General features: G+C 66.9%; 11 protein-coding genes. 8 read left to right on the top strand and 3 right to left on the bottom strand.

The window, feature by feature from the left end; all coding sequences use genetic code 11:
• Positions 1–18 precede the first annotated feature (18 nt).
• Complete coding sequence (locus A6A40_RS05070) at positions 19–2,166, bottom strand: RNA degradosome polyphosphate kinase (RefSeq protein ID WP_063634426.1); 2,148 nt, start codon at positions 2,164–2,166, stop codon at positions 19–21.
• Between the two features lie 192 nt (positions 2,167–2,358).
• Between A6A40_RS05070 and A6A40_RS05065 the strand changes: the two genes are divergently transcribed.
• The 7 genes from A6A40_RS05065 (at position 2,359) to trmFO (ending at position 10,086) form a co-directional block, all read left to right on the top strand.
• A complete protein-coding gene (locus tag A6A40_RS05065; protein ID WP_063634425.1) occupies positions 2,359–2,877 on the top strand; it encodes a SixA phosphatase family protein in 519 nt (172 codons plus the stop codon).
• An 82-nt stretch (positions 2,878–2,959) separates the two neighbouring features.
• Positions 2,960–4,564, top strand: coding sequence for a CYTH and CHAD domain-containing protein (locus A6A40_RS05060; RefSeq protein ID WP_063634424.1), 1,605 nt, complete (start codon positions 2,960–2,962; stop codon positions 4,562–4,564).
• Positions 4,565–4,733: 169 nt separating this feature from the next.
• Positions 4,734–7,601, top strand: a complete 2,868-nt coding sequence (gene uvrA / locus A6A40_RS05055) for an excinuclease ABC subunit UvrA (RefSeq protein WP_063634423.1) — start codon at positions 4,734–4,736, stop codon at positions 7,599–7,601.
• A gap of 63 nt (positions 7,602–7,664) precedes the next feature.
• Positions 7,665–7,859, top strand: a complete 195-nt coding sequence (locus A6A40_RS30890; protein ID WP_063634422.1) for a hypothetical protein — start codon at positions 7,665–7,667, stop codon at positions 7,857–7,859.
• Between the two features lie 132 nt (positions 7,860–7,991).
• Positions 7,992–8,297: a nucleotidyltransferase family protein gene (locus tag A6A40_RS05050; RefSeq protein ID WP_082860728.1), complete on the top strand. Its 306-nt coding sequence runs from the start codon at positions 7,992–7,994 to the stop codon at positions 8,295–8,297.
• Positions 8,285–8,692 (top strand): nucleotidyltransferase substrate binding protein, encoded by a 408-nt coding sequence (locus tag A6A40_RS05045; protein ID WP_063634421.1) that lies wholly within the window; start codon positions 8,285–8,287, stop codon positions 8,690–8,692. The genes A6A40_RS05050 and A6A40_RS05045 overlap by 13 nt, the downstream gene beginning before the upstream one ends.
• A 50-nt stretch (positions 8,693–8,742) precedes the next feature.
• Entirely contained in the window at positions 8,743–10,086 is a 1,344-nt protein-coding gene (gene trmFO / locus A6A40_RS05040; protein ID WP_063634420.1) for a methylenetetrahydrofolate--tRNA-(uracil(54)-C(5))-methyltransferase (FADH(2)-oxidizing) TrmFO, read from the top strand.
• A 6-nt stretch (positions 10,087–10,092) separates the two neighbouring features.
• Here trmFO and A6A40_RS05035 read toward each other — a convergent pair whose 3' ends face one another.
• Both A6A40_RS05035 and A6A40_RS05030 read right to left on the bottom strand, forming a co-directional pair.
• Complete coding sequence (locus A6A40_RS05035) at positions 10,093–10,506, bottom strand: VOC family protein (protein ID WP_063634419.1); 414 nt, start codon at positions 10,504–10,506, stop codon at positions 10,093–10,095.
• 1 nt (position 10,507) lies between these two features.
• Complete coding sequence (locus A6A40_RS05030) at positions 10,508–11,362, bottom strand: phytoene/squalene synthase family protein (RefSeq protein WP_063634418.1); 855 nt, start codon at positions 11,360–11,362, stop codon at positions 10,508–10,510.
• A 123-nt stretch (positions 11,363–11,485) separates the two neighbouring features.
• On the opposite strand from A6A40_RS05030, the gene hpnC reads away from it, so the two are divergent.
• On the top strand, positions 11,486–12,358 hold the full coding sequence (hpnC, locus tag A6A40_RS05025; protein WP_063634417.1) for a squalene synthase HpnC: 873 nt from the start codon (positions 11,486–11,488) through the stop codon (positions 12,356–12,358).
• Positions 12,359–12,384 lie beyond the last annotated feature (26 nt).

The raw sequence follows: 12,384 nt of genomic DNA, 5'->3' as shown, positions 1-12,384 counted from the left end.
GACTCCCGTCACCCGTCCTCAGGACACCGCGTGCAGCATGAGCCGCGGCGGCGTGCGCTTGCTGCTGAGCGCGCTGCCCCGGCCCGACAGGCTGGGGTTGGTCATGAAGTAATTATGGGCGCTGAACGCATCAGGGCCAGCCTTGACCCGATGGTACACGCCATCGGGGCCGAGCTTCCAGGTGCTTGCATCGTCCTTCATGTTGGCGACCATGATCTGGTCGAGCACCTGTTCATGCACCGTCGGGTTCTCGATGGGCACCAGTGTCTCGATGCGGCGGTCCAGGTTTCGGGTCATCCAGTCGGCCGAGGAGATGAAGATCTTGGCTTGGTTGCTGGGCATCGGGTGGCCGTTGCCGAAACAGATGACGCGGCCATGCTCCAGGAAGCGGCCGACGATGCTGCGCACCCGGATATTCTCCGACAGCCCCTTCACCCCCGGCCGCAGGCAGCAGATGCCGCGGATGATCATGTCGATCTGCACCCCGGCCTGCGAGGCCTTGTACAGCTTGTCGATGATGACCGGATCGACCAGCGAGTTCAGCTTCACCCAGATCGCCGCCGGACGTCCGGCGGCTGCATGGGCGATCTCCGCCTCGATCAGGTCGGACAGGCGTTGGCGCAGCGTGATCGGCGCGATGGCGATCTTCTCCAGCACCTTGGGCGTGGCATAGCCGGTCATGAAGTTGAACATGACGGCGGCATCGTGGCACAGCGCCGGGTCGCAGGTGAAGAAGGACAGGTCGGTGTAGATCTTCGCCGTGATCGGGTGATAGTTGCCGGTCCCGAAATGGACGTAGCTGCGCAGCGCCTTCTTCTCGCGCCGCACCACCAGCGACACCTTGGCGTGGGTCTTCAGATCGACGAAGCCGTAGACCACCTGGGCGCCGGCACGTTCCAGATCGCGCGCCCAGCGGATGTTCGCCTCCTCGTCGAAGCGCGCCTTCAGCTCGACCAGCGCGGTCACCGACTTGCCGGCCTCCGCCGCCTCGATCAGGGCGGCGACGATCGGGCTGTCCTTGCTGGTGCGGTAGAGCGTCTGCTTGATCGCCACCACCTGCGGGTCGCGCGCCGCCTGCCGGATGAACTGCACCACCACGTCGAAGGATTCGTAGGGGTGATGGACGACGATGTCCTTGTGGCGGATCGCCGCGAAGCAATCGCCGCCGAAATCGCGGATCCGTTCGGGGAAGCGGGCGTTGAAGGGGCGGAAGACCAGATCCGGCCGCTCGTCGACGATCAGCAGCTTGGTGTCGGTCAGGCCGATCAGCCCGTCCAGGATGAAGACGTCGTCCGACGCCACGTTCAGCTCATGGCGCAGGAATTCGCGCAGGTCGGCGGCCATGCCGCTGTCGGTGGCCAGCCTGATGACGCTGCCGCGACGGCGGCGCTTCAGCGCGCTTTCGAAGGTGCGGACCAGATCCTCCGCTTCTTCCTCGATTTCGATCTCGCTGTCGCGCAGGACACGGAAGACGCCGTGCGCCTTGACCTGGAACGGAGGGAACAGGCGGTCGATGAACTGCATCACCACCTTTTCCAGCTGGATGAAGCGGATATCCGAGCCGGGCAGACGCAGGAAACGCTCGAGCTGCGTGGGCAGCGGCACCAGCGCGTCGATATGCCGGCCCTTGACCGGATCGTGAAGCTGCAGCGCCAGCGAGAAGCCCAGATTGGGCAGGAACGGGAAGGGGTGGGCCGGATCGACGGCGATTGGCGTCAGGATCGGGAAGATATCGTCGAGGAACTTGGCTTCCAGCCAATCCAGTTCTCCCTCGCTGAGGTCGGCGGGATCGACGACGGAGATCCCGGCCTCGCGCAGCTCCTCCTTCAGCGAGCGCCACATGGCCTGCTGGCTGTCCATGAGCGCCGCTATGCGCTGCTTGACCGCCGTCAGCTGCTGGGCAGGGGTGAGATTCTCGGGGCTGGGCGCCTTCACGCCGGCGGCCACCTGCCCCTTCAGACCGGCCACGCGGACCATGTAGAATTCGTCCAGGTTGCTGGCGGAGATCGACAGGAAGCGCAGCCGCTCCAGAAGCGGATGGTTCGGATTGGCCGCCTCGTCCAGGACGCGCTGGTTGAAGGCCAGCCACGACAGCTCCCGATTGATGAAGCGTTCCGGAGCGTTGGGCTCGATGCCGACCGACTCGAGTTCCTGGAGATGCGTCACGTCAACCTCTGAAATCTTGGGATCCCCGTTTGCCCCCAGACCGCGATGCGGCGCAACGGGCAACCGTTATATGGTGGGCAGACAGAGTATCCCACATGCGTTACGGTTTCAGGACTCCCATTTGGCGATGGTCCGATCCATCTCCCACCCCTCCCCCGCCCTGCGGCCCGTCCAATAAGACCGAATCCCGCCATGAAGACGCTGTTCCTGCTGCGCCATGCCAAATCCTCCTGGGACGATCCGTCGCTGGGGGACCATGACCGTCCGCTCAACGCCCGTGGGGAGAAGGCGGCAACGCTGGTCGGCGGCTATCTCGCCAAGCACCATGCCGACATCGATCTCGTCCTGTGTTCGACCGCGGTCCGGGCGGTGGAGACGCGCAAGCGGGTGATGGCGGCGATGGGCGCGCCATACCCGCCGGTGGAGCATGAGCGCGGCCTGTATCTGTGCGGCGCCCGCACATTGCTGGAGCGGCTGCGCGACGCACCGGATTCGGCGATGGGGTTGATGCTGGTGGCGCACAACCCTGATCTGCATGAACTGGCCAATGCGCTTACGGGCAGTGGCGCCCATGGCCTGCGCCACGACCTGACCGACAAGTTCCCGACCGGTGCCTGCGCGGTCCTGGTCTTCGAAACGCCGCATTGGGCCGGGCTGGAGCTCGGCGCCGGCCGGCTGGCGGATTTTGTGCAGCCGCGTAAACTCTCTTAACCTGCGGCGGCGGTTGGAGTATCCACGGAACCACCGGTTCAATTCCAGGCCGCCTTGGCCGGATTCGGGAGGATGCCGCCCCTTGCCACCCGCCATTCCGCCCGCCAACCCGTCCGCCGCCCCCGATGCGCAGCCTTCGGCTCCTGCCTTCCGTGAGGTGGAGCTCAAGCTCCATGCTGCCTCGGCGGATCTGGCGCGGGTCGCCTCGCTGCCGGCTCTGCTGGCTCTCGCCGACGGGCCGGCGGCCACACAGCGCCTGCGCACCGCCTATTTCGACACGCCGGACCTGAAGCTGGCGGGCAACGGCGTGGCGCTGCGCGTGCGGCAGGAGGGCGACCGCTTCGTCCAGACGCTGAAGACGGTCAACAGCGCCAGCCCCGGCGATTCCGCCGCGGTCGCGGTGCGCAGGGAGTGGGACTGGACCGTCGCGGGCGAGGCGGTGGACCGCGCTGTTCTGACCGATCCCGGAGTCGCCGGTCTGGTGCCGGCGGCGGCTCTCGACGAGTTGGATTGCCTGTTCATCACCGATTTCAAACGCACCACCCTGCTGCTCCGCCCCGATCCGCTGACGGCGGTGGAGATGGCGGTCGATGACGGACGGGTCTATGCCGGCGGCAACTCGCTGCCGATCAGCGAGGTGGAACTCGAACTGAAGGCCGGCAAGGTCGCCAGCCTGTTCGATCTGGCGCTGACCCTGCAGGCCGCCATCCCCATGCGCATCGGTAATGACAGCAAGGCGGAAGCCGGGCTTCGGCTGGTCACAGGCAAGGCACCCGGACCGGTTGAGGCCGAGCCGCTCGGTCTGTCGCCCCTGACCACGGTGGCCGAGGCCTACCGCCACATCATGCGCCAAGCGCTGCGCCAGTTCCTCGCCAACGAGGCCTGCGCGCTCGGTGGCAGCGATGTGGAGGGGCTGCACCGGATGCGAATCGCGCTGCGCCGGCTGCGCATCGCCCATCGCCTTTTCGCGCCGCTGATCGCGTCACCGGAGGCCGACCGGCTGGTGGAGGAAAGCCGGGCGCTGGCGAAACGGCTGGGCCCGGCGCGGGGCTGGGACGTGCTGATGTCCGGGGTGATCGATCCTCTTCTCGCCGACACCGCGGCATTGCCGGGCACCGACCGCAAGGCGCTGGACCGGCTGGCCTCGCTCGCACGCTCCGCCGGGGCAGGTCCGGCGCGGGAAGCGATGGCGGCGATCCTGGCGCCCGGCTGCACCACCATGGTCCTGGCGCTGGGGGCGTGGCTGGAGCATGGCCGCTGGGTGTCGGAGGCCGAGGGCGACCGCCGCGCCATGCTGTCGGCGCCGGTCGGCACGCTGGCCGGCGGCTGGCTGTCCGCCCGCATGGCGAAGCTCGGCAAGACGGCCAAGCCGCCGGAGGATGCCAAGGCGCGCGACAAGCTGCGCCGCCGGCTGCGCAGCCTGCGCTACACCGCCGACTTCTTCCGCGGCCTTTATCCGGAGGCTGCCACCCTGCCCTTCTTCGCGGCGCTGGAACCGCTGCAGGCGGCGCTGGATGCCGAACAGGATGCCGTCATCGGCGCCCGCATGCTGGGCGAACTGAAGGCTGCGGACCCGAAGACAGCCACCGCCGTCGCCGCCTGGATCGAACGCCAATCGGACAAGCGGCGCAAGGCCCTGCCCGAGCTGTGGAAGCGCTTCCGCGCCGTGCCGCCCTTCTGGTCATGACCGACCCGCGCCAGGCGCCGGTGGCAATGGCGCACGCGGCGCATATATCGTCAGCCGGCCGGCGGCCAGCGGCTCCGCAAGGGTCTGCGCGAGGCGGTCCGCTTTTCGTCATGCGTCGCGGCGCCTTGCCGCTTTCCATCCGGATGGGCTTCGGGTAAAAGAACACTCCATGAACAAATACATCAGCGTCCGCGGCGCGCGGGAACATAACCTGAAGAACGTCGATGTGGATCTGCCGCGCGACGAGCTGATCGTCATCACCGGCCTGTCTGGATCGGGCAAATCGTCGCTCGCCTTCGACACGATCTATGCCGAGGGGCAGCGGCGCTATGTGGAGAGCCTGTCGGCCTACGCGCGCCAGTTCCTGGAGCTGATGCAGAAGCCGGACGTCGATTCGATCGAGGGGCTGTCGCCGGCCATCTCCATCGAACAGAAGACGACCTCGAAGAACCCGCGCTCCACCGTCGGCACGGTGACGGAAATCTACGACTACATGCGTCTGCTGTGGGCGCGGGTCGGCATTCCCTATTCCCCGGCCACCGGCCTGCCCATCGAAAGCCAGACGGTCAGCCAGATGGTCGACCGGATCATGGCGATGCCGGAGGGCACGCGCCTGCTTCTCCTGGCGCCCTTCGTCCGCGGCCGCAAGGGCGAGTACAAGAAGGAAATCCAGGACCTGCGCAAGCGCGGCTTCCAGCGCGTGCGGGTTGACGGCACCATGTACGAGATCGACGAGGTGCCGGCGCTCAACAAGAAGCTGAAACACGACATCGAGGTGGTGGTCGACCGCATCGTGGTGCGCGAGGGTCTGGGCAACCGTCTGGCCGATTCGCTGGAGACCGCGCTGGGGCTGGCCGACGGCATCGTCTGGGTCGAGAATGCCGAGACCAACGAGATGACCGTCTTCTCGCAGAAATTCGCCTGCCCGGTCAGCGGCTTCACCATTCCGGAGATCGAGCCGCGGCTGTTCTCCTTCAACAATCCGTTCGGCGCCTGCCCGGCCTGCGACGGCTTGGGCAGCAAGATCTATTTCGACCCGATGCTGGTGGTGCCGGACGAGCGGCTGTCGCTGGCGAAGGGCGCCATCGCACCGTGGGCCGGTTCGACCTCCAAATACTACGACCAGACGCTGGAAAGCATAGCTGAGCATTTCGGTGCGTCGATGTCCACCCCCTGGCAGGAACTGCCGGAGACGGTGCGCCAGACGATCCTGTTCGGTTCGGACGGCTCGCCGATCACCATGACCTACGATGACGGCCTGCGGCGCTACCAGACCAACAAGGCCTTCGAGGGCATCGTCAACAATCTGGAACGGCGCTACCGCGAGACCGACAGCGCCTGGACCCGCGACGAACTGTCCAAATACCAGTCCTCCCAGCCCTGCGAGGTCTGCAAGGGCGCCCGCCTGAAGCCGGAAGCACTGGCGGTCAAGATCCGCGGCCGCAACATCTCGGAAGCGGCGGAACTGTCCATCGCCGGCGCCGGGTCCTGGTTCAGCGAGCTGAACGAGCATCTCCGCCCCAAGGATCGGGAGATCGCCTACCGCATCCTGAAGGAGATCAACGAGCGGCTGGGATTCCTCAACGCCGTCGGGCTGGAGTATCTGACGCTCAGCCGCGGGTCCGGAACCCTGTCCGGCGGCGAGAGCCAGCGGATCCGGCTGGCGTCGCAGATCGGCTCCGGCCTGACCGGCGTGCTCTATGTGCTGGACGAGCCGTCCATCGGCCTGCACCAGCGCGACAACGACCGGCTGCTGGAGACGCTGAAGCGCCTGCGCGACATCGGCAACACCGTCATCGTCGTCGAGCATGACGAGGACGCCATCCGCAGCGCCGACTATCTGGTCGACATGGGCCCCGGCGCCGGCCAGCATGGCGGCACCGTCATCGCCCAGGGCCGGCCGGAGGAGGTTCAGAAGAACCCCGACAGCATCACCGCCCAGTACCTGAACGGCACCCGCTTCGTCCCGGTGCCGGAAACCCGCCGGCCCGGCCATCCCGGCCAGTTCCTGGAGGTGCAGGGCGCCCGCGCCAACAACCTGCAGAATGTCTCGACCAGGATCCCGCTCGGCACCTTCACCTGCGTGACCGGCGTGTCGGGCGGCGGCAAGTCGACGCTGATCATCGAGACGCTCTACAAGGCGGTGGCGCGCAAGCTGATGGGTGCCCGCGAGCATCCGGCCGACCATGACGCGGTGCTGGGGCTGGAGCATCTCGACAAGGTCATCGACATCGACCAGTCGCCGATCGGCCGCACCCCGCGCTCCAACCCCGCGACCTACACCGGCGCCTTCACGCCGATCCGCGACTGGTTCGCCGGCCTGCCGGAATCGAAGGCGCGCGGCTACGGGCCCGGCCGCTTCTCCTTCAACGTCAAGGGCGGACGCTGCGAGGCCTGCCAGGGCGACGGCGTCATCAAGATCGAGATGCATTTCCTGCCCGACGTCTACGTCACCTGCGACGTCTGCCACGGCAAGCGCTACAACCGCGAGACGCTTGAGGTCACCTACCGCGACAAGACCATCGCCGACGTGCTGGACATGACGGTCGAGGAGGGCAAGGAGTTCTTCAAGGCCGTGCCCGGCATCCGCGACAAGATGGACACGCTGGAACGGGTGGGCCTCGGCTACATCCACATCGGGCAGGCGGCGACCACCCTGTCGGGCGGCGAGGCGCAGCGCGTCAAGCTGTCGAAGGAACTCAGCCGCCGCGCCACCGGACGCACGCTGTACATCCTGGACGAACCGACCACCGGCCTGCATTTCGCCGACGTCGAAAAGCTGATGGAGGTGCTGCATGCTCTGGTCGACCAGGGCAACACGGTGCTGGTGATCGAGCACAATCTGGAGGTCATCAAGACCGCGGACTGGATCATCGACCTGGGGCCGGAGGGCGGCACCGGCGGCGGCGAGATCGTCGCCGAAGGTACGCCGGAGGATGTCGCGAAGGTGGAACGCAGCTACACCGGCCGTTACCTCGCCCCCTACCTGAAGGCGAAGCCGGCGGTGCGGAAATCGGCAACCCGAAAGAGGGCGTGAACAAACGCAAGCTGCGCCGTGTTCTCCCCTGCAGAGTTCGCACTGCATGGGAGAACACGGCGCATGAAGACGATTCTGACCGGTGTGGGCACCGCCCTGGGAGCCGCGCTGCTGCTGGCCGCCTGCGGCTCCGACGGCTCCACCACCAGCACGACGACCACCACGACCACCACGCCGAGCTACGGTTCGACCACCGTGACCCCGGCCCCGTCCGGCGCCACCACCATCGAACGCAGCACGACGACCAAGAGCGAGTGAGCCAACGCTCGGCGTCACGGTTCTGGCCAGATGTTCTGATTGACTCCTGATCGACTTGCGGCCGGCCTTCCCTGTGGGGGCCGGCTTTTTCCTATGTCCGCCTTCCGGTCGGAGATGTGTTAAACTGGACGGATGATGAACCCGGTACGCCTGCGCGCGCTCGACACCGTCAAACGCATCGTGTTCGATCATTTGGCCGAACACCCCGCGCGCGTCTATCTGTTCGGCTCCTGCGCGCGTGGAGATGTCGGGCATTGGAGCGACATCGACGTCGCGATCGATCCAATGGAACCACTGCCCCCCGGATTGATCAGCGAGATCACCGAGGCGCTGGAAGAAAGTACCGTTCCCTACTTCGTCGATGTGGTCGATCTCCGTTCCGCCCGGAGTGAATTCCGGCAAGAGGTCGAACGGGAGGGCGTCGAATGGACAAAGTAGGCCGAAAACTCGACAACGCGCGCCAAGCCTTGGCCCGATTACAGGAAGTTCTTGAGCGGCCAGTTGACGATGTGGTCCGCGACTCCGCAATCCTGCGGTTCACCTTGGCGACCGAAACCGTGTGGAAAGCCGCGAGGTCGGTTATTGCCGACCAGATGGGCGCTGAACGCCTGAATTCGGCTAGTCCGAAGGCCATGGTGCGCGAAAGCCAGATCGCCGGCCTGCTGACCGAGGAGCAAGCCGAAGCGGCGATCGAAATGATGAATGACCGGAACCTGACGGTTCATACCTACGACGAGGAAAAGGCGAACGAGCTGTTTTCGCGCCTTCCCGCCCATTCCGCGTTGATTGAGGCCTGGATCTTGGCGATGCAGAGCGCCATAACCCGCCCCTGATCCGCCTGCTCTTCGTCCCTCTGCCTTCGCACAGTATTCTGGAAAGCCCAATGACCGACACCCTTCGCCCCGTCCACGTCATCGGCGGCGGTCTCGCCGGATCGGAAGCCGCCTGGCAGCTCGCCTCGCGCGGCGTGCCCGTCGTGCTGCACGAGATGCGGCCGGTCCGCAAGACCGAGGCCCACGATACCGACAAGCTGGCGGAGCTGGTCTGCTCCAACTCCTTCCGCTCGGACGATGCCGAGTACAATGCGGTGGGGCTGCTGCATGAGGAGATGCGGCGCTGCGGCTCGCTGATCCTGCGCTGCGCCGACGCCCACAAGGTGCCGGCCGGCGGCGCGCTCGCCATGGACCGTGACGGCTTCGCCGATGCGGTGACGGAGGCCATCGCCTCGCATCCGCTCATCACCCTCCAGCGCGAGGAGGTCGCCGGCCTGCCGCCGGAAGAGTGGGACAGCGTCATCGTCGCCACCGGCCCCCTCACCTCCCCCGCCCTGGCGGAGGCCGTGCGCGACCACACCGGCGAGGAGTCGCTGGCCTTCTTCGACGCCATCGCCCCCATCGTCTATCTGGAGAGCATCGACCTGTCGAAGGCGTGGTTCCAGTCGCGCTACGACAAGCCCGGCCCCGGCGGCACCGGCAAGGACTATATCAACTGCGCCTTCGAGAAGGACGAGTACCGCGCCTTCATCGCCGCCCTGATCGAGGGCGAGAAGCTCGACTTCAAGGAGTGGGAGAAGAACACCCCCTACTTCGAGGGCTGCCTGCCGATCGAGGTGATGGCGGAACGTGGCGTCGACACCCTGCGCTACGGCCCGATGAAGCCGGTCGGCCTGACCAACCCGCACAAGCCGGAACGCCGCCCCTATGCCGTGGTGCAGCTGCGCCAGGACAATGCGCTGGGCACGCTCTACAACCTCGTCGGCTTCCAGACCAAGCTGCGCCATGCGGAACAGGCGCGCATCTTCCGCATGATCCCCGGCCTGGAGAATGCCGAGTTCGCCCGGCTGGGCGGCATGCACCGCAACACCTTCCTGAACAGCCCGCGCCTGCTCGACGACGCCCTGCGGCTGAAGTCGCTGCCCCGCCTGCGCTTCGCCGGACAGGTCACGGGCTGCGAGGGCTATGTCGAGAGCGCGGCCGTCGGTCTGCTCGCTGGCCGCTTCGCCGCGGCGGAACGTCTGGGCCAGGAGATCGGCAGGCCGCCGGCCACCACGGCGCTCGGCGCCATCCTCGGCCACATCACCGGCGGGGCGGAGGCAGAGACCTACCAGCCGATGAACGTCAATTTCGGCCTGTTCCCGCCGGTGGACGACAAGATCCGCGGCCGCGACCGCAAGCTCGCCTACACCCGCCGGGCGCTGGCCGACCTCGACGGCTGGTTGAAGGGCTGAGGAAATCTATTCGTCGATCACCATTCCCGGCGGCATCCGCCGCCGGTAGTGATCCAGTCGGCTGGCAAGATCGCCCACATGCAACTCGATCCGGTGGCCGTCCGGATCGAGCACATACAGCGAATGGCCCTCGCTGCGATTCTCCTTCCAGACAGGCGCCGCCTCTTGCACCGAACGGCACAGCGCCGGGAAATCCGCCAGGGCCACATCGAAGGCAATGTGGGTGTAGTCGCAGCGCACCGCGTCAGCTGCATTCCGATCGACCGATAGACAGAGCCAGAGCGAGCCTGCCTCGAGATAGGCGCCCTCACCCCAGCGCGCACGCACGCTCATTCCCAGAAGATCCCGGTAGAACCCGAGCGACCGCTCCAAATCGGTGACGGCCAGCGTCAGATGATTCAGACCACGGACCGCCGCCATCTCAATACCGCCCGCGCATCGCCGCCCAGCCCAGCTTCAACTGCCGGAACGGGTTGGGCAGCAGCACGCGCGGGGCGAACACGTCGTTGCCCTCACGCGCGATCACGCCGAGATGCAGGTCGGCCAGCGTGGCCGGCAGCAGCGCCGGCACCGCCGCCTTCGGCACGTCCCGGCGCAGGGCGCGTGCCTCGGCCAAGTGCCGGCGCGCAACGTCGGCGATCTCGCCGACCACCCGCCGCAGTTCCGGGGTGAAGCGGCCGGCGAACAGATCCTCGCTCTTGCCGCCGTGGCGCTGCATCAGGTCCTCCGGCAGGCGCTGGCGGTGCTGACGGGCCAGAAAGGGGGCGGCGCGCAGGATGCCGGCGAGGGCATAGGCGATGCCGACATGGCGCCCGGCCGCCATCGCCGCCTCGTCCCGCACGCCCAGGATCTCCAGCGCCAGTTGGACCAGCGGCGCCCCGGTCACCTCGGCATAATTGACGAGGCAGGCAAGATCGGCCGGCGGCGCGTCGTCCAGGTCGGCCTCCCGCGCGTCGATCAGCCGGTCGAACAGGGCGCGGCTCAGCCCCAGCCCGCGGGCGGCCTCGGCAAGCGGGTCCATCACGCCATGGCGGGGTACGGGTCCATCCTCATAGACGGCCTCTATGCCGTCGCGCCAGAATTGAAGTCTCATCTGGCCCAGGATCGGTTCGCTGACGACCTCACGGGTCTTCGCGATCTCCAGGTTGAAGGCGTACAGGGCGAACATCGCCTCACGCCTGTCGGCGGGAACGAACAAACCTGCCAGAAAGTGGTCGTTGTCATATTTCCGAACCTCCCGTCCGCAATAGGACAGGTCGGTCGCAGCCTTCACCATGGGATGCCTGATTGGAAAAAGAGGGGAGGATCGGCGGAAGGACGGGCCAAAGCCTGTTGCCACGCCTATATGAAGCACTCAAGGTCGCATCGCCAGCCCCGACGCGCAGCAGGCAGGGATCCCATGACGGATTTCAACATCGCCCCGACGAAGCCCCGCAAGACCGGCCCGGTCGCCCGCAAGGACGAGACCGGGGAGAATTTTCCGGTCGCCTCCCGCCTGATTCCGAAACACCTGCGCCCGCATGTGATCGCCTTCTACCGCTTCGTGCGGCTGGCCGACGACATCGCCGACGACCCCGATCTCGAACCGGAGACCAAGCTGGCCTATCTGGAGGCGCTTGAACGGGCGTTGACTTCCGGTCAGGCCAAGCACGCCTACCTGAAACCGGCGACCGAACTGCGCGAGAGCCTGCAGAAGACCGGTGTCAGCGACCGCCATGCCCGGCAGGTGCTGCGTGCCTTCCGCCGCGACGCCGTCGGCGCCCGCTGCCACAGCTGGAGCGACCTGCTGCTCTATTGCCGCTTCTCCGCCAATCCGGTCGGCCGCTTTCTGCTGGAACTGCATGGCGAAGGGGCGGCGGCCGGCCCGGCCTCCGACGCGCTCTGCTCCGCCTTGCAGGTGCTGAACCATCTGCAGGACGTGCGGGAGGACTGGACCCAGCTCGGCCGCTGCTACATCCCGCTGGTCTGGTTCGACGATGCCGGCATCAGCGTCGAGCGTCTGGTGGAGTGCGAGAGCGACGTCCGCATGCGTGCCATCTTCGATCAGGCGCTGGAGCATACCGACCGGCTGCTCGAACGCGCCGCCGCCCTGCCAGGCCTGATCCAGCATCGCGGCTTGCGGATGGAGGCGGCGGTGATCCTCAGCCTTGCCGAATCGCTGTCGCGGCGGCTGAAGGCCCGCGACCCGATGAAGACGAAAGTCAAGCTGGGCACACACCACAAGCTGGCGGCGGTGGCGCGGGGGCTGGCGCGGAGCTTCTCCGCCGCATAAACTCCCGGGCCACACGTCACGGCGTG

The organism is Azospirillum humicireducens (assembly GCF_001639105.2).
GTDB classification, from domain to species: domain Bacteria; phylum Pseudomonadota; class Alphaproteobacteria; order Azospirillales; family Azospirillaceae; genus Azospirillum; species Azospirillum humicireducens.
Note: the sequence above shows the minus strand (reverse complement) of the source record. Positions and strands in the feature narration are given on the sequence as shown.

Coding starts and splice junctions, on each gene's coding strand:
- A6A40_RS05065 (WP_063634425.1), top strand. CDS start 2,359: ATGAAGACGCTGTTCCTGCTGCGCCATGCCAAATCCTCCTGGGACGAT.
- uvrA (WP_063634423.1), top strand. CDS start 4,734: ATGAACAAATACATCAGCGTCCGCGGCGCGCGGGAACATAACCTGAAG.
- A6A40_RS30890 (WP_063634422.1), top strand. CDS start 7,665: ATGAAGACGATTCTGACCGGTGTGGGCACCGCCCTGGGAGCCGCGCTG.
- A6A40_RS05050 (WP_082860728.1), top strand. CDS start 7,992: ATGATGAACCCGGTACGCCTGCGCGCGCTCGACACCGTCAAACGCATC.
- A6A40_RS05045 (WP_063634421.1), top strand. CDS start 8,285: ATGGACAAAGTAGGCCGAAAACTCGACAACGCGCGCCAAGCCTTGGCC.
- trmFO (WP_063634420.1), top strand. CDS start 8,743: ATGACCGACACCCTTCGCCCCGTCCACGTCATCGGCGGCGGTCTCGCC.
- A6A40_RS05035 (WP_063634419.1), bottom strand. CDS start 10,506: ATGGCGGCGGTCCGTGGTCTGAATCATCTGACGCTGGCCGTCACCGAT.
- A6A40_RS05030 (WP_063634418.1), bottom strand. CDS start 11,362: ATGGTGAAGGCTGCGACCGACCTGTCCTATTGCGGACGGGAGGTTCGG.
- hpnC (WP_063634417.1), top strand. CDS start 11,486: ATGACGGATTTCAACATCGCCCCGACGAAGCCCCGCAAGACCGGCCCG.